This is a genomic window from Pseudoclavibacter sp. Z016 (assembly GCF_002931215.1).
In the GTDB taxonomy this organism is placed as follows: domain Bacteria; phylum Actinomycetota; class Actinomycetes; order Actinomycetales; family Microbacteriaceae; genus Pseudoclavibacter.
Genome location: NZ_PSTU01000006.1, coordinates 12,265 through 34,630, shown reverse-complemented (window position 1 = coordinate 34,630; position 22,366 = coordinate 12,265). Strand labels below are relative to the sequence as shown.

20 protein-coding genes and 1 tRNA gene are annotated in these 22,366 nt (G+C 68.8%); 8 read left to right on the top strand and 13 right to left on the bottom strand.

Going from position 1 to position 22,366, the window contains the following annotated elements:
* Positions 1-14 precede the first annotated feature (14 nt).
* Entirely contained in the window at positions 15-830 is an 816-nt protein-coding gene (locus C5B99_RS03525) for a sugar phosphate isomerase/epimerase (protein ID WP_104240414.1), read from the top strand.
* A 132-nt stretch (positions 831-962) separates the two neighbouring features.
* On the opposite strand, the gene C5B99_RS03520 is transcribed toward C5B99_RS03525, so the two are convergent.
* From C5B99_RS03520 to C5B99_RS03510, 3 genes are read right to left on the bottom strand one after another with little or no spacing between them, the layout of a single operon-like run.
* Entirely contained in the window at positions 963-3,185 is a 2,223-nt protein-coding gene (locus C5B99_RS03520) for a YhgE/Pip domain-containing protein (RefSeq protein ID WP_181064928.1), read from the bottom strand.
* Positions 3,182-6,142 (bottom strand): MMPL family transporter, encoded by a 2,961-nt coding sequence (locus C5B99_RS03515; RefSeq protein ID WP_104240412.1) that lies wholly within the window; start codon positions 6,140-6,142, stop codon positions 3,182-3,184. The genes C5B99_RS03520 and C5B99_RS03515 overlap by 4 nt, the downstream gene beginning before the upstream one ends.
* A gap of 29 nt (positions 6,143-6,171) precedes the next feature.
* Positions 6,172-6,768, bottom strand: a complete 597-nt coding sequence (locus C5B99_RS03510; RefSeq protein ID WP_104240411.1) for a TetR/AcrR family transcriptional regulator — start codon at positions 6,766-6,768, stop codon at positions 6,172-6,174.
* A 178-nt stretch (positions 6,769-6,946) separates the two neighbouring features.
* On the opposite strand from C5B99_RS03510, the gene C5B99_RS03505 reads away from it, so the two are divergent.
* Both C5B99_RS03505 and C5B99_RS03500 read left to right on the top strand, forming a co-directional pair.
* Positions 6,947-7,138: a hypothetical protein gene (locus C5B99_RS03505; RefSeq protein WP_104240410.1), complete on the top strand. Its 192-nt coding sequence runs from the start codon at positions 6,947-6,949 to the stop codon at positions 7,136-7,138.
* Between the two features lie 253 nt (positions 7,139-7,391).
* The gene (locus tag C5B99_RS03500; protein WP_104330602.1) at positions 7,392-7,901 is read left to right on the top strand and encodes a hypothetical protein; all 510 of its coding nucleotides are present in this window, start codon (positions 7,392-7,394) and stop codon (positions 7,899-7,901) included.
* A 101-nt stretch (positions 7,902-8,002) separates the two neighbouring features.
* Here the strand turns inward: C5B99_RS03500 and C5B99_RS03495 are convergent, their stop codons facing one another.
* Positions 8,003-8,650: a vitamin K epoxide reductase family protein gene (locus C5B99_RS03495; RefSeq protein ID WP_104240408.1), complete on the bottom strand. Its 648-nt coding sequence runs from the start codon at positions 8,648-8,650 to the stop codon at positions 8,003-8,005.
* A 12-nt stretch (positions 8,651-8,662) separates the two neighbouring features.
* Entirely contained in the window at positions 8,663-9,454 is a 792-nt protein-coding gene (locus C5B99_RS03490) for a thioredoxin domain-containing protein (RefSeq protein ID WP_104240407.1), read from the bottom strand.
* A 135-nt stretch (positions 9,455-9,589) separates the two neighbouring features.
* Here C5B99_RS03490 and C5B99_RS03485 point away from each other — a divergent pair, with 135 nt between their 5' ends.
* Entirely contained in the window at positions 9,590-10,852 is a 1,263-nt protein-coding gene (locus tag C5B99_RS03485; protein WP_104240406.1) for an MFS transporter, read from the top strand.
* A gap of 36 nt (positions 10,853-10,888) precedes the next feature.
* Here the strand turns inward: C5B99_RS03485 and C5B99_RS03480 are convergent, their stop codons facing one another.
* Together C5B99_RS03480 and C5B99_RS03475 are read right to left on the bottom strand one after the other, a co-directional pair.
* Entirely contained in the window at positions 10,889-12,244 is a 1,356-nt protein-coding gene (locus tag C5B99_RS03480; RefSeq protein ID WP_181064927.1) for a D-arabinono-1,4-lactone oxidase, read from the bottom strand.
* Between the two features lie 162 nt (positions 12,245-12,406).
* Positions 12,407-12,479, bottom strand: a tRNA-Lys gene (locus tag C5B99_RS03475).
* 89 nt (positions 12,480-12,568) lie between these two features.
* Between C5B99_RS03475 and bcp the strand changes: the two genes are divergently transcribed.
* Entirely contained in the window at positions 12,569-13,048 is a 480-nt protein-coding gene (gene bcp / locus C5B99_RS03470) for a thioredoxin-dependent thiol peroxidase (protein ID WP_104240404.1), read from the top strand.
* Here bcp and C5B99_RS03465 read toward each other — a convergent pair.
* Positions 13,045-13,461: a hypothetical protein gene (locus tag C5B99_RS03465; protein ID WP_104240403.1), complete on the bottom strand. Its 417-nt coding sequence runs from the start codon at positions 13,459-13,461 to the stop codon at positions 13,045-13,047. The genes bcp and C5B99_RS03465 overlap by 4 nt on opposite strands.
* 179 nt (positions 13,462-13,640) lie before the next feature.
* On the opposite strand from C5B99_RS03465, the gene C5B99_RS03460 reads away from it, so the two are divergent.
* On the top strand, positions 13,641-13,889 hold the full coding sequence (locus C5B99_RS03460; RefSeq protein ID WP_068476994.1) for a WhiB family transcriptional regulator: 249 nt from the start codon (positions 13,641-13,643) through the stop codon (positions 13,887-13,889).
* Positions 13,890-13,937: 48 nt separating this feature from the next.
* Here C5B99_RS03460 and C5B99_RS03455 read toward each other — a convergent pair whose 3' ends face one another.
* From C5B99_RS03455 to C5B99_RS03445, 3 genes are read right to left on the bottom strand one after another with little or no spacing between them, the layout of a single operon-like run.
* Positions 13,938-15,440, bottom strand: a complete 1,503-nt coding sequence (locus C5B99_RS03455) for a sensor histidine kinase (protein WP_104240402.1) — start codon at positions 15,438-15,440, stop codon at positions 13,938-13,940.
* Positions 15,441-15,449: 9 nt separating this feature from the next.
* Positions 15,450-16,961, bottom strand: coding sequence for a P-loop NTPase (locus tag C5B99_RS03450; RefSeq protein WP_104240401.1), 1,512 nt, complete (start codon positions 16,959-16,961; stop codon positions 15,450-15,452).
* Position 16,962: 1 nt separating this feature from the next.
* A complete protein-coding gene (locus C5B99_RS03445; protein WP_104240400.1) occupies positions 16,963-17,589 on the bottom strand; it encodes a hypothetical protein in 627 nt (208 codons plus the stop codon).
* A gap of 125 nt (positions 17,590-17,714) precedes the next feature.
* Between C5B99_RS03445 and C5B99_RS19760 the strand changes: the two genes are divergently transcribed.
* A complete protein-coding gene (locus C5B99_RS19760; RefSeq protein WP_104240399.1) occupies positions 17,715-18,026 on the top strand; it encodes a helix-turn-helix domain-containing protein in 312 nt (103 codons plus the stop codon).
* A gap of 91 nt (positions 18,027-18,117) precedes the next feature.
* On the opposite strand, the gene C5B99_RS03435 is transcribed toward C5B99_RS19760, so the two are convergent.
* Complete coding sequence (locus C5B99_RS03435) at positions 18,118-18,714, bottom strand: hypothetical protein (protein WP_104342758.1); 597 nt, start codon at positions 18,712-18,714, stop codon at positions 18,118-18,120.
* 138 nt (positions 18,715-18,852) lie between these two features.
* Between C5B99_RS03435 and C5B99_RS03430 the strand changes: the two genes are divergently transcribed.
* A complete protein-coding gene (locus tag C5B99_RS03430; RefSeq protein ID WP_146081182.1) occupies positions 18,853-19,320 on the top strand; it encodes an Rv3235 family protein in 468 nt (155 codons plus the stop codon).
* Between the two features lie 89 nt (positions 19,321-19,409).
* Here C5B99_RS03430 and secA read toward each other — a convergent pair whose 3' ends face one another.
* The gene (secA, locus tag C5B99_RS03425; RefSeq protein ID WP_104240396.1) at positions 19,410-22,364 is read right to left on the bottom strand and encodes a preprotein translocase subunit SecA; all 2,955 of its coding nucleotides are present in this window, start codon (positions 22,362-22,364) and stop codon (positions 19,410-19,412) included.
* Between the last annotated feature and the right edge of the window lie 2 nt (positions 22,365-22,366).

The window sequence follows — 22,366 nt, the reverse complement described above, 5'->3', positions numbered from 1 at the left end:
GTAATCTCCGGAAAATGATCACCGTCGGCATGAGCACCTCCTGCACGTTCCCGAAGTCTGTCGAGACCTCGTTCCAGATAGCTCGCGACGCGGGCTTCGACGGTATGGAGATCATGATCTCGACGGACCAGACGTCACGAAGCGTGGATGCGCTGAAGCGGCTCATCGACAAGTACCAGCTCCCGGTGCTGGCCGTGCACGCACCCGTTCTGCTCTTCACGCAGTTCGTGTGGGGCCGCGACCAGCGCACGAAGCTCCAGCGCTCCGCCGAGCTCGCCCGCGACATCGGCGCCTCCACGGTTGTCGTGCACCCGCCGTTCCGGTGGCAGTCGGGATACGCGGAGAACTTCCTCGGCATCGTCCGCGAGATCAACGAGGACACCGGCACCGAGATCGCCGTCGAGAACATGTTCCCGTGGAAGGTGTCCGGCCGGGCGCTGCAGGCCTACAAGCCGGGCATCGACCCAGTCGACATGGACTGCGACGCCATCACGCTCGACTTCTCGCACGCCGCGCTCTCCGGCCGCGACTCCCTGCAGATGGCGAAGGCGGCCGGCGACCGGCTGCGGCACATCCACCTCTGCGACGGACAGGCGCCCGAGGCGAACGACAAGCTCTTCGACGAGCACCTCGCGCCCGGCGAGGGCGGGCAGCCCGTGGCCGAGACTCTCCAGTACCTCGCGTCGATCGGCTGGTCTGGCCACGTGGTCGCCGAGGTGAACACGCGCAAGGCGAAGAACGAGCCGGACCGCCTGCGCATGCTGCGCGAGACGGTCGCGTTCGCGCACGAGCACCTGCAGCTCGGCCGCCCCGTCTCCGACACCGTCTAGGCCCGGTCGCCTCCCGCACTCGGTTCTCGGGATGGCTTGCACGACTTCGGATGGCTTGCGGGCCATCCCGAGGCGAGAAAGCCATCCAGAGACCTGCAGTGGTGAGGCGAGGCCGGGCCGGCCGAGCCGGGGCTACACGGTGACGGGCTCGCGTCGGCTCGCCGTGAGTCCAGCCACGAGCGACGGCTTCGAGCGCCGCCTGCGGCCGATGACCAGGCTGGCGGCCCCGAAGGCGACGGCGGCGATGACGAGCATGCCGACAGCGGCCATGACGACTCCGGATGCGGTGCCGCCCGAGTAGGCGAGCTGCAGCCCAGCGGCGAGGTGCGTGCCGGGGAGCAGCCCCGACAGCATCTCGACGAAGGGCGACTTCAGCTCGAGCGGCACGAGACCGCGCATGGCGAGCACCTGGATGCTCAGCAGGCCCATGGATGCCACGGCCGCGGCACGCCTGCCCCAGAGCGTCGTGAAGAGCAGGTGCACCCCGATGAGGGCGAGCGCGCAGAGCGCTCCCAGCCCGAGCGTCGCGAACGCGGCCGTGACGGGAACCCCCACGAAGCCGTGGGCGATGACCATGACGGCGAAGAGCACCGCGCCGAGCGGCAGGAGCATGCGCCTGGTCGCGTCGAGCAGGATGCGCATGTTCGAGGCCATGGAGGCGTAGGCCTCGGTCGGCACGAGGCGCCGCATGAGCGTGGTCGCGAGGGCCGTGAGCCAGAGGGCGAGCGGCAGGATGAGGGTGGTGAGGATCTCGCCGAAGCTCACTTCGTGCTGCATGGTCTGGTTCGCCTGCACGGGGTTGGCAACCACTTCGGCGAGCGCGTCGGGGTCGCCGACGGCGTTCTCGGCCTGTGCGGCGCCGTCGCTCAGGCCCGTCGAGAGCTGGCTTGCACCGGAGGTGAGCTCTCCGACGCCGTCCTGGATGGGCGCGACGCCGTCGACGAGCAGTTGCTGCCCGTCGCGGAGCTGCCCGAGCCCGGTCGCGAGCGCGCTGGCACCCGTCTCGAGCTGGGCGCCGCCGGTCACGAGCTGGGACGCGCCGCTCTCGAGTTCGTCGCCTGCCGTCGCAAGGTCGGAGGCTCCCGTCGTGAGGCTGCTTGAGCTGGCGGAGAGCTGCGTGGCCCCGGCGTTGAGCTGGTCGATGCCGTCGGCGAGCTGGACGAGGCCGGCGCCGAGCGTGGGCAGATCGGATGCGCCCTCGGTCACGGCGGTGAGCTCGCCTGTCGCGCTGTCGAGGGTCTCGACGAGGCCGTCGACGCCACCGGTCGTGCCGACGAGGCCCTTCAGCTGCGTCTCGCACTCGGTCTTGAGGGTCGGGTCGGCGAGCGCGGCGCACCAGGCGACGAGACCGTCTGTGGAGTCGTTCAGGGCGACGAGCGCTGGCCTGATCTGCTCCTGGTAGGTCGCAGTGCCTTGTGTGACGGCGCTCGAGTATCCCTCGAGCTGAGTGCCGGCGTCCTGCAGCTGCTGGCCGCCTTCGCGGAGCCCTGGCGTCTGCACGGCAAGCTTGCCGACACCGGCCGCGAGCTGGTCGGCGCCGCTCGTGTACTGCGTGACGCCCGCCGAGAGCTGGTCGACGCCCGCCGTGTACTGGCTGATGCCGCTCGAGAGCTCGCCGACTCCGGACACGTAGGTGGTCACACCGGTGGAGAGCTCGCCTGCACCGTCGGCGCTCTGCACGAGCCCGGTCGCGAGCTCGTCCTGCCCGTCGGCGAACTGGGAGAGCCCGGAGCCGAGCTGCGTGCCGCCGTCGGCGAGCTGCGAGGCGCCGTCTGCCGCGTCGCGCAGCGAGGTCGCCGTCTGACCGATGCCGTCGAAGAGCTGCACGGCGACCATCTCGGTCACCTGCGTGCCGAACTGGGCGGTGAGGGCGTCTGCGAGTCCGTTGGCGATTGCCGGGGAGAGGTAGTCGTGCGACTCGTCGGTGGTCACGTCGATCGTGGCCGGCTGCGCGCCATCATCGGCGATGCCCGTGATGCGCGCGGAGAAGTCCTCCGGGATGGTGACGACGACATACGCGGAACCGTCTTCCAGCGCTGCCTTGGCCGTGTCCGCGTTGGCGAGCTGCCAGTCGAAGCCCGTCGCGGTGTCGGGATCGGTGAGGGCGCTGACGACGAGGCGTCCGGCGATGACGGTCGTCTCCGTGCCGTCTGGCGCCGTCTGGGTCTGCAGCTGGTCGTTGTTGACGATCATCGCGGGGATCGCCGAAGTGCGTGCCTCCGCGCCGGCGAGGCCGGCGAAGTAGGCACCCGCGACGACGAGCGGCACGAGGATGGCGACGAGCAGGTTGCGCAGGCGCCTCTGGCGCAGGGCCCCGCGGTCGGCCGTGACGGCGTGGAGGACGGCGGCGCTCATGCGAGTGCTCCCTTGTGCGTGCTGGTTGCTGCTTGGGTGGATGCTGGGGTGCCGGTGGGTGCGCTCGGCTGCGCATCGAGGCGGATGCGCCCGGCGGGGCGGCGGACCTCTCCGAGGATGGCGGCGGCGTCGAGTCCGCTGGGGAGCCCGAGCACGATCGTCGTCTCCGGTGCGGCGAGGGAGCTGGCGGCGGCGAGCACGGCGGCCGCCAGGCGCGTCGTGACGTCCGGTTCTGCTCCGGGCCCGAGGTCGAGGACAAGCACTTCCGGGCCCTCGGCGAGCGCGATGCGGGCGAGCGCGACGCCTCTGGATGCTGGCCGCAGCTCGCCGAGGCTCGTCTCGGCGCTGACACGCGGCGAGCCGTCGCGCAGGCGGGCTGTGGCGGCCGAGATCTCGGCCACTCCCTGGTCGATGAGTGCCGACGGCACGGCTCCCCCGGCGGCGCCGCGCCCGAGGCGGAGGCGCTCCTCGAGGAGCGCCCCGACGGTGAGCTCCGCGGATCTGGCGTCGAGCGTCGACGCGTCGACGACGGCGACGCGCTGCATGAGCGCGCTCTCGTCTCCGGGAGTGAGGTGCCCGTGGGCGTGGGCGTGCCCGCTCACGGGGGCGATGCGTCCGGCGAGCGTCGCGGCGAGCAGCCGCCGTTCGGCGAGCTGTCCTTCGACGAGCAGCACGCCGCCGCGCTCGATGCCGCCCGTGACGGGGCGTGTCGCCGCCGAGTCGGAACCGGCGATGAGCGCGTCCATGGCGATGCCGTCTGGCTGGTCCCGCATCCATTCCGCGTTCTGCCGGTAGTGGCGAAGGTGCTCGCCCTCCACGTCGAGGTCGGGGAGGATGCGCTCGAGCCAGGTGGGCAGGGCCCACGCCCGCTTGCCGAGCATCGCCATGATGGCGGGAACGAGTGTCATGCGCACGAGGAACGCGTCGAAGAAGATCCCGGCCGCGAGGCCGAGGGCGATGGCTTTGATGACGCCGGCTCCCTCTGGCACGAAGGCGGCGAACACGAAGAACATGATGAGCGCGGCAGCCGTGACGACGCGCGCGCCGTTCGCGAAGCCGGTCTCGACCGCCTCCTTGGCGTTCCCGCCGCGAACGTACGCCTCGCGCATCCCGGAGACGAGGAAGACCTCGTAGTCCATGGCCAGCCCGAAGATGATGGCCATGAGCAGGATGGGCATGAAGCTGATGATGGGGCCGGGCACGACGTGCAGCGCGTCGGCGAACCACCCCCACTGGAAGATCGCGACGACCACTCCGAAGGCGGCGAAGACGCTCAGCAGGAAGCTCAGCGCCGCCTTGAGGGGAACGAGGATCGACCGGAACACCATCATGAGCAGGAAGAAGCTGAGCCCGACGACGACGGCGGCGAACGGCAGGAGCGCCTGGTTGAGTCGATCGGAGATGTCGAGCGCGATGGCGGTCGCACCGGTCACCGAGGTCTTCATGCCGGTCTCGGCTTCGAGCTCGTCGCCGAGGTCGCGGATCTCGCCGACGACCCTCAGCGTCTCGTCGTCGTCCGGTCCGGTCGAGGGGACGACCTGGATGATCGCGGAGTCGACGGTCAGGTTCGGCAGCGGGTCGCCGACGGTGTCGATGCCGTCGACCTGGGCGACGCGGTCGGCGATGAGCTGCAGGTCGTCGAGCAGTGTGTCGTTGTCGCCCTGCGTGATGTCGACCATCACGATGAGCGGCCCGTTGGCCCCCGGTCCGAAGTGCTCGGAGACGAGGTCGTAGCCGATGTGCGCGACGCTGTCCTCCGGCTCGGAGGCGCCGGAGGGCAGTGCGAGCTTGAGGTCGAGGGCGGGGATGGCGAGCGTGCCGAGGATGGCGACGACCGCGAGCGCGAAGGCGAGCGGCGCCCGCATGACGAGTCGCACCCACCTTCTGCCCATGGTGGGCTTCGCGTTCGCGCCGGTCTCGCGGCGGAAGGCGCGCGACCCGGCCTTGGGCCGCATCCGCTCGCCGGCGAAGCCGAGGAGGGCTGGCACGAGGGTGATGACGGCGGCCATCGCCGCGAACACCGCGGCGGCGGCGGCGACGCCCATGACGCTCAGGAACGGGATGCCGACGATCACCAGGCCGAGCAGGGCGATCATGACGGTCACGCCAGCGAAGACGACGGCGTTGCCCGCGGTGCCGACGGCCGTGGCCGTGGACTCCTCCGGGTCCATGCCGGTGGCGAGCTGCGTGCGGTGGCGGGAGACGACGAAGAGCGCGTAGTCGATGCCGACGGCGAGGCCGATCATGACCGCGAGCAGCGGGGTGGCGCTGGAGACGACCACGAACTTCGCGGCGAAGAGGATCCCGCCCATCGTCACACCGACCCCGACGATCGCGGAGGCGAGCGGGAGACCTGCGGCGAGCACCGACCCGAAGGCGACGAACAGCACGATGGCCGCGAACACCACGCCGATGACCTCGGTCGGGGTGAGGCCGTACTCGAGGTTCTGGAAGATCTGACCGTCGAAGCCGACCTGCAGGCCGGACCCCTCGAGCGAGGTGCCGATCTCGGTGACCTCGTCGATCGTCGCCTCGCTGATGTCCTCGCTGGTGCCGTCGAACTGCACGCGGATGATGCCGGCTTCGGCATCGTCGGAGATCGCGTCGGTCGCGAACTCGGAGAAGGGCGACAGCGCCTGGCTGACTCCGTCGAGCTCGCCGAGCCGGTCCGCCGCATCGTCGATGGCGCCGCGGTACGGCTCATCCTCGACGGAGTCACCCGTCGGCGTGACGACGACGATGCTCGCGCTCGCGCCTGCGGCCTCGGGGAACACCTCGCCGAGCCGGTCGAGCGCCGCCTGCGACTGGGTGCCTGGGATCGCGAACGACTCCTTCAGCGCCCCTCCGGCAGCGACGCCGACGCCGAGCAGCACGGCGAGCAGCAGGATCCAGGCGGACAGGACGCGCCACGGGTGGCGGTAGGAGCCGCGGGCGATTCGGAAGAGGAGGAGGGCCATGGGTTCTTTGCCTGACTGTCGTCGGTCGACTACCGGCGCGTGGCCGAGATGAAGGTGAGGGCGGCGACGAGCTCGTCGCGTGTCGGCTCCGGCTTGTTGGCCTCGCCTGGGATGTTCTCGTTGGCGAGGCAGTAGGCGACTCCCGCGAGGCCGATGGCGATGCGCAGGGCGCGGTCCGGGTCGTCGTCCGAGAGGGCGACGACGAGCCGCTCGATGATGGGGTCGACTCGGGTGGCGATGAACTCGCCGGCCCCGGTGCTGCGGTGGTTCACGAACATGTGCACGGCGAGGCGGTGCTGCAGCAGGAAGTCGACGAAGGGGCCGACGAGGCGCTCCTCCTCCGTGCCGATGTCGAGGTGCTGCAGCGAGTCGACGAGCTCCTCGAACGCGCCGAGGGCCTCGAGCACTGCCTGCTCGAAGAGCCCCTGCTTCGAACCGAAGTGGTAGAGGAGGTTGGCCTTCGTGTACCCGGCCTTGCTCGCGATCTCCTGCAGTGAGGCCCCTTCGTAGCCGTGCGCGGCGAACTCGACGAGTGCGGCTTGCTTGAGGAGGTCGGTCGGGTGCTTGCGCTGCCCTGCGTGGGGCGCTTCGGCCTGGGCCTTCTCGGCTGGGGGGATCTCGGTCACCCGTGGAGTCTATTGACCGAACGGTCAGACTTCAACCGATCGGTCAGGAAACGTGGGGTGGCGCTTCACGGCACTCTCCAAGATGCAGACAGACGGCACCGCTAACCTGACCACGTCCACCAGAACGTCGGCGCGATCACAACGACGCGACCCCCGGCACAAGCAGGGAGCGGAAGCCATGCGCAAATTCCTCACCAACGGAGCGATCCTGTCCTCGATCTTCGGTATCGTCGGCGTCTTCCGACAGACCTCGATGGAGACCAAGCGCTGGCGCGCGGTGCTCGTCTGGCTCGCCTGGGGCATCTCGACGGCCCTCGCCATCAGCGCCGTCATGGACGACGCCAACCAGCGAAAGCTCGAGCTCGACTAACAATCCCGGCAGCGTGCGGCGTGTCTCTCGACTCGCCGCACGAACGCCGCGAGACTAGTGCCGTCTCATTTCGGGCGCAGATGACCTGTACCCGGAAGAAGAGCCCATATTCCCGGTGCAGAAAGGGGACTCCGTGTTCGGTTGGTTCCGCAAGCGGCGACACCCCGAGGGTGACGCCACGTCGACGACAGACTCGACACAGCCCACCCCCCAGCAGGGAGCCCCCACTCCCCCCGTTTTCCCCCAGCAGCCGATGAGCGCGATTCCTGCGCCGATCCCTGCAGTCTCGGCACCGTCAGCCCGCCCGGCCATGCCGCTCGGAGGCCACCCGAACTTCTCGGGGCTCGAGCGTCCCGGCAGCGAGCTGGAGCCGCCGCGCCTGCTCGAGCCGAGCGCCATCATGAGCGACGAGGCACGCGAAGAGCTCACGCTCCTCCTCGACGACATGTTCGGGGCAGAGGGCCGCTACCGGCTCGAGTGGCGCCCAGACCGCGAGCCAGGCGACGACGCCATGTTCTCCGAGATCATGGTCGCCGACCTCGTTCGGCGCATCCAGAACACGCTCGGAACGGTTGCCGCACTCGAAGCCGGCGACGCGGCTCCGGCCCGACTGACGCCCGTGAGCGAGCAGGAACGTCAGCGCGCCATCGAGACGTTTCTGAAGCCAGAGGAGTCGCTCGAGGACCTCGTCGAGACGGTCACTCCTCGCCCCGCCGACATCGCCGCTCGGGCAGCAATGTCCGCAGAGCGGAAGATCGCCTGAGTCTTCATCGGCTGAGTCGTCACCGACTCTCCAGCTGAGCTGCACAACGAAGAACCCCGGTCCGAAGTTCGGACCGGGGTTCTTGCGTGCGCGCTGCGCGCCTAGAAGGCGAGGTAGGGCAGGAGCCCCGTGAAGATCACGGCGGCGACCACGAGGTACCAGACGATGATGATCGTCAGCAGGAACGGGGCGAGCTTCTCCCCTACGCGCTTGGCGCCGGCACCGAGGTGCCCGTGCGCCATGTTGAAGATCGTGCCGGTCGAGACGAGGGGGATCGTCGCGGCCCAGATGATCATGCACCACAGGCACAGGCGGGCGAGCTCGAAGGCGCTGTACCACTGCAGGTAGCTGACGAGCGCTGCGGCACCCACGAGCCCGACCTGGAACGCGACCCAGAACCAGCGGCGGTAGCTCGCGCCGGCGAGGATCCCCGCGCCGATCGCGACCGTCACCGCGAAGGTGACGAGCCCGATGATGATGTTCGGGAAGCCGAGGATCGCGCCGGCGGACGACTGCATGGCAGGCCCGCACGTGACGAAGACGTTCAGGTCGCAGATGAGCGCTTGCGTGGGCTCCTGCAGCTTGTGGATGTACTCGACGGTCAGGAAGAAGCTCGCAAGCAGACCGACGCCGCCGAAGACGACGAGCGCCCACGCCACGTTCTGGGGCGTTCGGACGAGCCAGGGCAGCTTGGCTGCGCCGCCCTGCTCGTCCTCAATGGTCTCTGCCGGTTCGGAAGAGCTCGCCATCTCGCGTGCCCGCTACTCGCCGGTGTTCGCGGTGCCGGCAAGCGCCATGAGCGCCTCGACGTCCGGAGGAGTCTGCTGCAGCTCGCCGTCCACGAAGATGCTCGGGGTGCCGGAGACGCCAGCCTCGCGCGAGGCGGTCGTGTTCGAGGCAGCCCAGCCCGAGAACTCGCCGTTCGTCGCAGCGGCGAGCGCTTCCGGGTTCGTGACGCCCAGCTGGCTGAGCGCCGAGGAGTAGTCCGCGGGGCCCCAGCTGGTCTGCGTCTGTGCGGGGATGCCGAAGAGTCCGTCGTGCACCGCGAAGAAGGCGGAGGGCTCGTACGCCACAGTCGAGGCGATGGCGGCTGCGGCCTCGGCACCGTACGGCGCGACGATGTTGATCGCGTGGTAGGTGACCTGCATCTCACCGGCTGCGACGAGGTCGTTGTACACGGCCCCGGTCTGCTCGTGGTAGTCCACGCAGTGGGGGCACGAGTAGTCGTAGTAGTAGTCGATCTTGACCGGAGCATCCGCTGCGCCGACGACGATCGCCGAGTTGTCGACGACCTGGATGGGCTGCTCGACGGTCGAGCCGTCGAGGCGCGCGACGGCGACGTTTCCTTCAGCCGAGATCTCGATCTTCTTGCCGAACCAGGTCGAGCCGAACACGGCGAGCAGCACGATCGCGCCAAGCACGACCACGGCGCCGACGATGATGCCGACCTGCGTCAGGACGCGCGTGCGCTTGGCGCGCGCTTCTTCCTGCTTGCGGATGGCGTTGGCCTCCTCGCGAAGCTTCTGGATGTGTTCGCGGTTCTTGTCTGCCATTGCGGCTCTCCTCGGGTTCGACGACCGGCGTCATTGTACGTGAGATCATTTTGTGACCTTCACATAAATACTTGCGGCCACAACCATTACATTGTGCACCCCCGCGACCAAGACCACCCCCAGGGAGCCGCTGCCGTGAGTTCGATGTTCCGCTCGCTCCGTGAACGGAACTACCGCATCTGGTTCGCCGGGTCGCTGACATCCAACGTCGGAACGTGGATGCAGCGCACCGCCCAGGCGTGGATCGTGCTGACCGAGCTCACCGACAACGACGCCACCGCGCTGGGCGTCGTCATGGCCCTGCAGTTCGGCCCCCAGCTGCTGCTCGCCCCCTACGCGGGGGTGATCGCCGACCGCGTGTCGAAGCGGAAGGTCCTCATCTGGACGCAGTCGGTCATGGCCGTGCTCGCGCTCGCGCTCGGCGCCATCGTCACTGCGGGCGTCGCCGAGCTCTGGCACGTGTACGTCTTCGCCCTGCTGCTCGGCTGTGCCGCGTCCCTCGACGCCCCAGCACGCCAGGCCTTCGTCTCGGAGGTCGTCGGGCTCAAGCTGCTGTCGAACGCCGTGGCGCTCAACTCAGCGTCGTTCAACGGTGCCAGGATGATCGGCCCGGCGGTCGCCGGGGTCCTCACCGTGTTCATCGGCGCCGGCCCCGTGATCCTCGTCAACGCGCTCACGTACGTCGCCACGATCGCCGCGCTCCTGGCCATGCGCACCTCGGAGCTGCTGCCGTCTCCCCCGTCGAAGCGAGGTCGTGGCCAGATCCGGGAGGGCATCCGCTACGTCGCGAACCGCCCCGATATCGTCGCCGTGCTCGTGCTGGTGTTCCTCCTCGGCACCTTCGGACTCAACTTCCCGATCTACACCGCGACGATGACGACCATGGAGTTCCAGGGCGGCGCCGACAGCTTCGGGCTGCTCTCCTCGATCCTGGCCATCGGCTCGCTCGGCGGTGCGCTGCTCGCCGCGAAGCGGGAACGCGCCAGGTTCCGCGTACTGCTCTCCTCGAGCGGGTTCTTCGCGCTCAGCTGCCTCGCGGCGGCCCTCGCGCCGACCTTCTGGCTGTTCGCGCTGGCGCTCATCCCGATCGGCTTCACCTCGCTGAGCGCCATCACGACCGCGAACGCGCTCGTGCAGGGCAGCGTCGAGCCGTCCATGCGCGGACGGGTGCTCTCGCTGTACATGGCGATCTTCCTCGGCGGAACCCCGATCGGCGCGCCCGTCGTGGGGTGGATCGTCGAGCTGTTCGGGCCGCGAGCCGCCCTGCTCGTGGGCGGCGCATCCGGAGCCGTCGGAGCCCTGCTCGCCGCCTGGATCCTGCATCGGGCCGGAGCGTTCAGATGGCGCGACAGGCCATGGCGCCAACCGGACGACCCGCGAGCCGACCAACCGCTCTGAGCGGCCCTGAGCACGCCCCGCAGGGCCGCAGGGCCGCTAGTGCGCCCCGAGGACCCGCGTGAGGTGCGCGTTGTCGAACACGCCTGCGGGGTCGAGTCGCTCCCGTGCCGTATGGAAGTCGCCGAAGCGCGTGATGACGTGCTTGAACTCCTCGGCCCGCACCGTGTGGAAGCTCCCCCAGTGGGGCAGACCCCCGAGGCGGAGGAACAGGTCTTCTGCGGCGCTGAAGATGGGCCGAGCGTCGAGCGTCGACGGAACCCGGACGGCGATGTTGCCGACGGCCCTGCGGTACGCGTTCGACAGGCACGCGTCGTCGGCGGCAGTCGTCGAGATGCGCACGGCGTACGGCAGGTTCAGGTGAGCGCGCTCGATCGTCTCGTCGAGGGCGCGAAGCACCTCAGGCGTCTCGGCGATGGGGAACGAGTACTCGAGCGACGCGAACCGCACCGGGGCGGGCTCCGCGAGCGCCCGCATGGGGCCGAGGGTCGATTCGCCCACCGGATGCACGCGGTTCGCGAGCCTGTTCACGGCGGGAGTCAGCAGCGGCAGCGACTTCGAGAGCCCGATCGCGAGCACCTCGCCAAGCGCACCGAACGACGCCGAACGCCGTGACGGCGTCGGCTCGTCGGCGATCTCACCGGACTCGCGGAACCCCTGCGTCACGAACACCTCGTCGGTGTGCGGCCGCCAGCTCGCGGAGAAGTGGTCGGCCCCGGAGGCGAGGACCTCGAACTCGTCGACGAGCGCGCTCATGCGCATCTCCTCGGCGGAGGTGCGGATGCGGTAGCCGGGCACGATGCGGAACACGAGCTCCGTGAAGACGCCCAGCGCGCCGAGGCTGAGCTTGACCGATGGCCAGAGCTCGAGATCCTGGTGGGCGCTGACCGTGACCAGCTCGCCCGTGCCCGACACGAGCGTGGCCGAGACCAGCTGGGACGAGAGGCTCGCGAAGCGCGCGCCCGTGCCATGGCTCCCCGTGGCGACGGCACCGCCGAGCGTCACGGCCGGGTTGTTCGGGATGTTCTCGAGCTGCCAGCCGTAGGACTCGAGGAGGGCCCCGGCCTCGGCGATCGTGGTGCCCGCGCCGAACGCGGCCTCGCGGCTGTCGAGGTCGATCCAGTTCAGGCCGCGCAGCCCGCGCGCGTCGAGCAGGACATCAGGTGCTGCAGCCAGGGCGTTCGAGGTGTGGCTCGCGCCGACCGGACGAACGTGCCTGCCACTCGCGTAGGCGTCCGCGACGATCTGCTGCACGTCTTCAGCGACCCGTGGAGCAACGATGCTCGAGGGGTTCGCCCGTGCGGTTCGCGGCCAGTTCGCCCACAGTTCACCGGGTGCATTCGTCACGGAATCCGCCTCCTCGTCGTCGGCGCGTTCCGCGCCAAGCCAGTGCATGCCCATTCTGCCAGCACCCAGCCTCCAAGAACGGCAGACCGGCGATGGGCGGGCCGGCGAGGCACCCTGCGGGGAGATGCAAGAGCCTGCGTACCGACGCCGGGGACTGCGCACAGATGCAAGAAGGCCCGGTAGCTGGCGAGAGCTACCGGGCCTATCTCGTACACCCCCTCGGACTTGAACCGAGAACCCATTGATTAAGAGTCAATTGCTCTGCCAATTGAGCTAGAGGTGCATGTCGTTCCGTTTCCGTGGCGACCGAGAGAGCATAGCACTGTTTTGAACTCGAAGTCCAATCGGCCGCAACATGCCACGATTGAGGGCATGACGACAACAACTCCGGCCCGCCTCGAGCCGGGCACCAGCGCCCCGGACTTCACCCTGACCGACCAGGACGGCAGCGCCGTCTCCCTCGCCGACTTCCGCGGCAAGCGGGTCATCCTCTACACGTACCCCGAGGCCTTCACGCCCGGATGCACGGCTGAGGCCTGCGACTTCCGCGAGAGCGACGCTCCCCTGCGCGCAGCCGGCTACACGATCCTCGGCATCTCCTCGGACGACCCGGAGAAGCTGGCCGAGTTCCGCGAAGCGGAGCACCTCGACTTCACGCTCCTGAGCGACGCCGATCACGCGGTGCAGACCGCCTACGGCGCGTACGGCGAGCGCAACAAGTACGGCCGCGTCGCGGTCGGCTCCATCCGCTCCACCTTCGTGATCGACGAAGAGGGGCGCATCGTGCACGCGCTCTACAACGTTCGAGCTGCGGGCCACGTCGCCCGCATCCTCAAGCTGCTCGAGGTCTAGCGGGACTCGGCCAGCTCGTCGTCGTCGCGGTGCAGTGCACGGCCGGTCGCCGGATGCACGGCCGCGACGACGCCGACGAGGCTGACCGCGGTCAGCGCCCAGCCGACCCAGACCGCGATATCGCCCTGGAGGAACACCCAGGCGACTGCCAGCTGCATGATCTGCCAGGTGATGGCGGCACCACGGACCCAGGAGCGCAGGCGGAGCGTCGAGACGGCGACGAGCGCCAGCAGAACGGCCCCGAGCAGCGACAGGCCAGCGAGCGCAAGGGATGAGGCGAGGAACTCCGCCTCCTGCGCAACCGTCTCGATGACGAGGAACACCGTCGCGGCGGCGAGGATCGCGGCCTCGAGCCCGAGGACTCCGGCGAGCAGCAGGACGGTCTTCGGGCGCTTGGTCGTGCCGGTGCTCACGAATTACCCCTTGCCTGGAAAATCACGCTGTGGCAAAATCTTTCTCTAGGTAGAGATACCCGGAGGAATGCAAAATCGAGGCCAAGTCTATAGGCCAGTCACCGCATCCCGGGTTCCAGAACTTCGCTCCCAGCGGAGCGTTTTTGTGCGCGAGGCGCACTCGATAAGGAGCACCACTGATGGATTGGCGCGACACTGCCGCCTGCTTGGACGCAGATCCCGAGCTTTTCTTCCCCGTCGGGAACACCGGCCCAGCTGTAGACCAGATCGATGCTGCGAAGGCCGTCTGCGCTTCGTGCAAGGTCACCGAGGTATGCCTCCAGTACGCACTCGACACCGGTCAGGATTCCGGCGTCTGGGGAGGCCTCTCGGAGGACGAGCGGCGCGCACTCAAGCGACGCGCAGCGAGGGCTCGACGAGCTTCCTAGCAACCGAACATTCCGCGGCCTGGCCGCGGATCGCCCGACGGGCGGCGCTCACGCGCCGCCCGTTTCGCGTTTCCAGCGGCTCGGGATGCGCAGCTTCACCTGCGTGCCCTCACCTGGCTCCGAATGCCATTCGATCGAGCCACCGAGTTCGCCCTCGACGAGCGTGCGCACGATCTGCGTTCCGAGACCCGCCCCGATTCGTCCGGCGACGAATCCGGAGCCGGTGTCGGCGACCGTGACGGAGAGGCCTCCCGGCGTCTGCTCAGCGGTGACCGTCACCTCGCCTTCCTGGCCGGCGAGGCCGTGCTCGACGGAGTTCGTGACGAGCTCGGTGAGCGCCAGGGCGAGGGGGGTCGCGTACTCGCTCGGCAGCGTGCCGAAGCGCCCGCTGACGACGGGCCTGACGACCGTGTTGGAGGTCGAGGACACTTCGGTGATGAGCTTCATCACGCGGAGGAAGACCTCGTCGAAGTCGACGGTCTGCGAGAAGCCGCCGGAGAGCGTGTCGTGCACGACCGCGATGGAGGACACACGCCGCATCGCCTGGGTGAGGGACTCCCTGGCTTCGTCGCTGCGGGAGCGACGGGCCTGGATGCGCAAGAGGGCCGCGACGGTCTGGAGGTTGTTCTTGACCCGGTGATGGATCTCGCGGATCGTGGCGTCCTTGGTGATGAGCTCCTGCTGCTGGTGCCTGACGTCGGTCGTGTCACGGCAGAGGACGATCGCGCCCGTGCGCTCTCCGTGCGCTCGCAGCGGGAGTGCACGCAGGGTGACAGTGATGTCTCGTGCCTCGACGTCGGTCATCCAGGGTGCTCGACCGGTGACGACAAGCGGAAGCGCCTCATCGACCGTGACGCGGCTCTTGTCGTGGACCAGGGCGGAAGCGACTTCCGAGAGCACCTCGCCTTCGAGCTCGCCGCCGAAGCCGAGCTTGTTCATCGCGCTCAGCGCGTTTGCGCTCGCGAACGTGACGACCCCATCCCGGTCGAGCCGGATGAGGCCGTCGGAGGCGCGTGGCGCGCCCCGGCGGGAGATCTGCGGGGCTTCCGGGTCTGGGAAGGCGCCTTCCTCGATCATGGCGAAGATCTCGTCCGCGCAGTCACGGAAGGTCTCTTCCTGACGAGTGATGGAACGCGTGCTGCCGAGATTGGTGTGCCGTGTGATGACGGCGATGGGGTGCTGGCTCACACCCTCGCCGGGGAGACGGCAGAAGACGGGCGTCACGAGAAGCTGTGTCGGGATCTCGTCGAACCAGTCGGGTTCTGTCGATCGCACGGTTGTGCCCTCTTCGTAGGCACGGCGGACGGCGACCGCCCACTGCTCGCGAACGGGCTGCCCGATGAGGTCTCGGTAGAACAGCGTCGGGGCGCTCGATGGGCGGCCCTGCGCGACCGCTACGAAGTCGTCGTCCTTGGTGTGGACCCAGAGAACCACGTCGGCGCACGAGAGGTCGGTGAGGAGCTGCCAGTCGGCGCTCAGCTGGAGTATCCACGACTGCTCAGCTTCACTGAGGGTTCCGCGGCGCTGGAGTTGCGAGGAGAGACTGGACACTCGGTCAGCTTAGGAGTTCTGACCTTGCAGTTCGCCACGACCGCGCCAGAATCGACGAAATGGGGCACTTCCTGCTGTCCGCTTGCCGAGGCGCACGCCGTCGACAGCCGGGGTGTTGACTTCCGCCTCCGCCAGCAATGAGTCTGCGACGTAGCTGGAGATCGCGCGTGCGAATCCGGAGCGGGGACTCGCGTAGGTCACGGGCTCGCCTGCGAGGAGCGCACGGTCGCACGCCGACTGGTCGAGCGGGATGAGGGCGCTCGCCTGCAGACCGGCGAAGCGCGAGAGCACGTGCTTGATCTGTCCCGCTGCGCCAAGGCCGACCGCCTCCCCCCGCACTCGGTTGACGATCACGTCCACAGGGGTCTCGCCGGTGATCTCGATGAGGTTCACCCTCGCTCGCAGGAACCGCTGCAGGCCGACCGCCTGCCCGTCTGCGACGGCCAGGATCCGGTCCGCAGCGCCGAGTGAGGTGAGCGTCGCCGCCGATCGACGAGGGGAGAACGCATCGCTCGCGATCTCGTCGTCCCTCTCGAGGCTGAACCCCACGTCCACGACGACGAGATCGGCGATCTCCCGGCATCTCTCGAGCACCGTGAAGACACGCTCCCGACTGAGCTCCGGCCACCTGGCAGGGTTGGCGATGCCCGTGAGCACCAGCAGCTCGTCTCGACCGATTGCAGAGGGGGCCGCGATCCGCTCGAGCTCGGCGAGCGTCAGCCGCGCCGCACCCGCGAGACGGCACGCGGCTGCGAAGCCAGGGGCCTCGTCGGTGATGCCGAGCATGGCGGCGAGCGATCCCCCGTAGCTGTCGGCATCGATGAGGAGCACCCTCCGGCCTGCCGCGGCCGCGCTGGCGGCGACCGCGGCCGCGACCGTCGATGCCCCCGGCGCCCCGTGCGAGCCCCAGACTGCGAGCAGGGCGCCCCTTCCTCCCCGCTCTCCTCTTCGTGCTGGACGTGGTGCCTCTGCGGCGCCCGGCTCTCTCGTCGCCCGAGTCGCCGCGTGTGCACGGGCTCGCCCAGCACGCCTGGCCGCTGAGCGGCTGCCCTCGGCCACCGGAACGCGCTCCGTGTCGCGGGCTGCATGCCGCGCGTCCGTCGGGCGAGGCAGAGCCGCAGGAGGCCTCGCGAACGAGGGCGACTGCTGTGGGATCGGCCCCGTCGAGACATCGCCGACGCCGTCTGGCGCGGACTCGAGCAGCATCTCGATCTCGCTCCAGCTCGCCGCCGCCTCCACGACCTCCCGCGCGGAGAGCGCCTCCGCGTTGCGGCGCTCGAGGTCGCTTGCCACCACGACGATGAAGCGCGCCCCGAACCGGACGCAGGCGGCGAGGCTCCGTGCCGTCAGGGTCTCCGGCGCGCCCTGCAGGAGGACGATCTCGGGGCGGAGACGCTCGATTGCTGTTGCGGCGGCGAGTCCTCCGGAGACCCGGTCGACGATGTCGTGCCCGGCCGCGATGATGCCCTCAAGGAGGCGGGCCTCGATCTCGAAGTCGATGGCCATGAGGATGCGCGCCACCTCAGTGCTCCGCCTCGAGGTACACAGGCACAAGCGCGACGCGGGCGTCGTTGCTGACGACAGCGAGCAGCGTCGGTATCTCGCTCTTCGGGAGGAGCAGTTCGACGCGATCGGCCTGGCTGCGCGAGAGCGCTCCTTCCCGGGGGAGGATCTTCGCGACGATGGCGCTTGCCGAGATCAGGACTGGCGCACCGTAGGTTCCTGGGCTGCTCTCCTGGCTCGACCAGAGTTCCACCGCGCCGCCCGCACCCAGCTCGGTCGGGAGGCCGCCCGCGATCTCCACGACGATCGAGGTGCGGCTGGTGTCTGCGGCTCCGATCAGGGATCTCGGGACGAGCTCGCCCGACTGCACTGCCTGCGTCACGACGAACTCGCCCTGCGGGGCGGTCCCGACATCGAGGTACGCCCCGGCGCTCGCTCCGAGACCCACCTCGACCGGGACGAGGTCATCGACCGTCAGCACCGCGCCTGGCGCGATCGTCGATGCCGCCGCGTAGGCGACCGATGTGCGGTTGCCGACGACGAGCACCCCCACGACCCCCAGCACCGAGACGGCGACGAGAAGCACGCCGATGACGACCCGCGGGTCGACCCAGCGTCTCGGTTTCCGAGCCTTGGTCACGGTCATGCGTCTCTCCCCCACCGTCGGTCGCCAGGCGCGGCGACTCGGACATCGTGGCGCAAGGTGGGAAACGGCGCAGAAGTTATCCACAACGCGGGGCGAGCAAGCGAGGTCGGGCGATAATCGACGGCATGAACGCATCCGTTGACCCCCAGTCAATCGGCCGCTTCCTGACCCTCGCCGAGGTCTGCGAGATCCTCAACGTCACGATGGATGTCGCAATGGGACTCGTGCAGAGCGCGGAGCTGCCCGCGATCCGCATCGGCGGAGTCGGCGAGTGGCGGGTCGAGCGGAGCATGCTCGAGCAGTACATCGACGACCAGTACGACTACCAGCGCCGTGTCGCCGCGCTCCGGCAGGCCGAGTTCGCCGACTCCGGCGACTTCCTGACCGCTGACGAGCATCAAGACGAGGCACCCCCGCGACTTCGACCACTCCTCTAGCTCGCACCTCTTCAAGCGCTCACACCGAGCCAGCGACGCGGGAGAGTGCCGCGCGGGCGTGCGAGGCCGCGATCCTCGGCCGGTCCGCGGCTCAGTCGCCGGCGAGGATCACGAGACGCAGATCGTCGAGCGGGATGATCCGGTAGGCGACGACATCCCTCGAGCGACGCGCGACCCCTCGCTCGTGCACCGCGACGTCGACGTGGTCTCGGGCGACGCGGTCGATGGTGCCGACGATCGACCCAGTGGTCACGACGAACTCGCACTGCGCTCGGCGCCGACCAAGGTCTCGGAGTGCGAACGCCAGCCCCAGCCTGCCGGAGAGATCGCCCGGCCTGTTCCCCGTTGACTCGCGGAGGCTCGCGAGCAGCTGCGCCTCCGTGAGCACCAACGACGCGATGCCGGCAGTCGGCACGATGCAGACGCGAACTCGCCCCGATTCCGCGACGAGCTCGGCCGAGAGCCAGTCGCTGCCGAAGGCCCGTGGGCGCACCGCCACGATCGAGCCGTCGGACATCTGCAGCGACACGGGCTCGTCACCGCTCTCCGCGAGCGCGACGAGCCGTTCACGCAGCGAGAGCCGACCGACCCGCAGCCGTTCGTCGTCGATGGCGCGCCTGGCGGCCTCGTCGTCGATCCCGCCCTGAAGCTGACCTGCGAGGTCGTCGAACATGTCGTCCCAGCGCACGCGGCCAGCGTAGGGGCAGGCGCAGCAGCGGCGAGGGTTATCCACAGGGCAGTTCGAACCTCGCGAGCCGAGCCGGACGCGTGGTTTCATGACGCCAGGCGGTTCGGGGGGAATCGCCGCAGAACATTCGGGGGCCGCATGTTGCCAGCGCGCAGCATCGGGGCGCTACGCGCCGTCGATGCAGCTCATCCATCCGCCACGTCCGGGGCGGGGGTGCTCATCGATGCCGATCCGCTGTTCGTCCGCGAGCGCACGGCCGCGAGCGACCTGCCGGAACCGAGCCCGCTCATCTCGAACCTCGCGAGGAGCGTCGTCGAGGTGATCGCGGGCGTCCGAGACATCGAGCAGCTCTCACGGTGGGTCACCGACGACGTCTTCCGCCATCTCCTCATCCGCACGCAGCACGCGAACAGAGCGCGGCAGGCACGACGGCGACCGACGCGACGCCCGCACTTCGTGGAGCTCAGCCTGCGAGTGCAGACCACAAGCGAGAACATCGTCGACGCGGTTGTCATCCTCGATTTCGGGGCGCGCGTTCGCGCGGTCACCGTGCGGCTGGAAGGGCTCGACCGTCGCTGGCGGGCGTCCGCGATCCACGTGCTCTGATCGCGGTTGCGGCGCCTCGGACGACGCAGCGGGCGCCCCACACTGAGGGACGCCCGCTGGTCAGGGTGCTCGACTCCGAGCAGCCGTCGTTACTTCTTCCTGCGGCGCTGAGCCCGGTTGCCCGCTGGCTGTCCACCCGGCTTGGACGTCGCGCCCTTGCCGAACGAGCTGCCTGCAGCCGGCCCTGAGGACTCCGCCTCCGCCTGCTCGCCCTGCTCCGCAGCCTGACGCTTGGCGGGGTTCCCCGAGCGAGAGACAGGCTGGCGGGGTCGCGTGCCCTGCGGGGCCTTCGCGACCGGTGCCGCGGGCTCCTCGCCAGCTTCCTCACGAGCCTGGTCGAGCGCCGACGAAGTGCCGAGGTCGCGCTCGCGACGCTTCGCGTCCGCCGTCGCCCGCTGGTTGAGCTGGCCACGCTCGTTGCGCACCTCGACCTCACCCTGGTCGGTCGCGGCAGAGTAGCTCAACGCGGTCTGGGCCTTCTCGTCCAGCCCCTTCGCGACGATCTGCACGTCCGGGGTCTCACTCGCAGACGGGGTCTCGTCCTTCTTGACGGTGACCTCGAGGTTGTAGAGGAACCCGACGGACTCCTCACGGATGCTGCCGAGCATCTGCTGGAACATCGCGAAGCCCTCACGCGTGTACTCCACGAGCGGGTCGCGCTGGGCCATCGCACGCAGACCGATGCCGTCCTTCAGGTTGTCCATCTCGTACAGGTGGTCGCGCCACTTGCGGTCGATGACACTCAGCACGACGCGTCGCTCGAGCTCGCGGGTCGCTTCCTCGCCGATCGACTCCTCACGACGCTCGTACGCGAGACGTGCATCGGAGAGCACCTCCTCCTCGAGCATCTTCCTCGTGAGCTTGCTGCGCCCGCCAGCCTCCTCGAAGAGCTCGTCCTCGGTGATGCCGACCGGGTAGAGCTGCTTGAGGTCGGTCCACAGGGCGTCGAACTCCCAGTCGTCGCCCGTGCCGTCTCCCGTGTGCTCCTGGATGATGTCGTCGATGGCGTCGGTGAGGAAGTTCTGCACCTTGTCGGCGATGTCGTCGCCCTCGAGGATGCGGCGGCGATCGCTGTAGATCGCGGTGCGCTGCTCGTTGAGCACGTTGTCGTACTTGAGCACGTTCTTGCGGATCTCGGCGTTGCGGGACTCGACCTGGGACTGCGCCGACCGGATGGCCCTCGACACGATGCGGGACTCGAGGGCGAGGTCGTCGGGTGTTCCGTCGCCTGCCATGATCGCGCGCGTCGCTCCCGTGTTGAAGAGACGCATGAGGTCGTCGGTCATCGACAGGTAGAAGCGGCTCTCGCCGGGGTCGCCCTGACGGCCGGAGCGGCCGCGGAGCTGGTTGTCGATGCGGCGGGACTCGTGACGCTCGGTGCCGAGGACGTAGAGCCCCCCTGCCTCAGCCACCTCGTCAGCCTCGCTCTTCACCTGCTCCTTCATGGAGCCGAAGACCTCGAGCCACTTCTCGTCGTACTCGTCCGCGTTCTCCTGCGGGTCGAGACCGAGCGCCGTCATCTCGGCGACGGCGAGGAACTCGGCGTTCCCGCCGAGCATGATGTCGGTACCGCGGCCGGCCATGTTCGTCGCGACCGTGACGGCGCCTCGGCGCCCAGCCTGGGCGACGATCGCCGCCTCGCGTGCGTGGTTCTTCGCGTTGAGCACTTCGTGCTTGATGCCGCGCTTCGCGAGGAGCTTCGAGAGGTACTCGCTCTTCTCGACGCTCGTGGTGCCGACCAGGACCGGCTGGCCGGTCTCGTGGCGCTCGACGATGTCCTCGACGACCTGATCGAACTTGACCTTCTCGTTCTTGTAGACGAGGTCGGGGTTGTCCTTGCGCTGCATGGGGCGGTTCGTGCGGATGGGCACGACGCCGAGCTTGTAGGTGCTCATGAACTCCGCGGCCTCGGTCTCGGCCGTACCGGTCATGCCTGCGAGCTTGTCGTACATGAGGAAGTAGTTCTGCAGCGTGACCGTCGCCATCGTCTGGTTCTCGGCCTTGATCTGCACCCCTTCCTTCGCCTCGATGGCCTGGTGGAGACCCTCGTTGTAGCGTCGGCCCTTGAGGATGCGGCCGGTGTGCTCGTCGACGATGTTGACTTCGCCGTTCTGCACGACGTATTCCTTGTCGCGCTTGAAGAGCGCCTTCGCCTTGATGGCGTTGTTCAGGAACGAGATGAGCGGGGTGTTGGCCGACTCGTAGAGGTTGTCGATGCCGAGGGCGTCTTCCACTCGGTCGATACCCGGCTCGAGCACGCCGATGGTCCGCTTCTTCTCGTCGACCTCGTAGTCGCGGCCTTCCTTGAGCTTGCGCACGATCGAGGCGAACTCCGAGTACCACCTGTTCGCGTCACCCTGCGCTGGCCCGGAGATGATGAGAGGCGTTCGGGCCTCGTCGATCAGGATGGAGTCGACCTCGTCGACGATCGCGAAGAAGTGGTCGCGCTGCACCATGTCCTCTGATCGCCAGGCCATGTTGTCGCGGAGGTAGTCGAAGCCGAACTCGTTGTTCGTGCCGTAGGTGACATCGGCGGCGTACTGCTCACGGCGCTCGGCCGGGGACTGCCCCGCGACGATGCATCCGGTCGTCATGCCGAGGGCGCGGAAGACGCGGCCCATGAGGTCGGACTGGTAGGTCGCGAGGAAGTCGTTGACCGTGACCACGTGCACGCCCTTGCCGGCGATGGCGTTGAGGTACGCGGGCAGGGTCGCGACGAGGGTCTTGCCCTCACCGGTCTTCATCTCGGCGATGTTGCCGAGGTGGAGCGCCGCCCCACCCATGAGCTGCACGTCGTAGTGCCGGAGGCCGAGCACACGTCCCGCGGCCTCGCGGACGGCACCGAAGGCCTCTGGGAGGAGAGCGTCGAGCGACTCCCCAGCCTCGTGACGCTCACGGAACGAGACCGTGATGTCACGGAGCTCGTCGTCGCTGTACTCCTTGAAGGCGTCCTCGAGGCGACCGACCTGCTTGGCTACGCTCTCCAGCTTGCGAAGGGTGCGCCCTTCGCCCATGCGGAGGATCTTCTCGAGAACTGAGGCCAAGG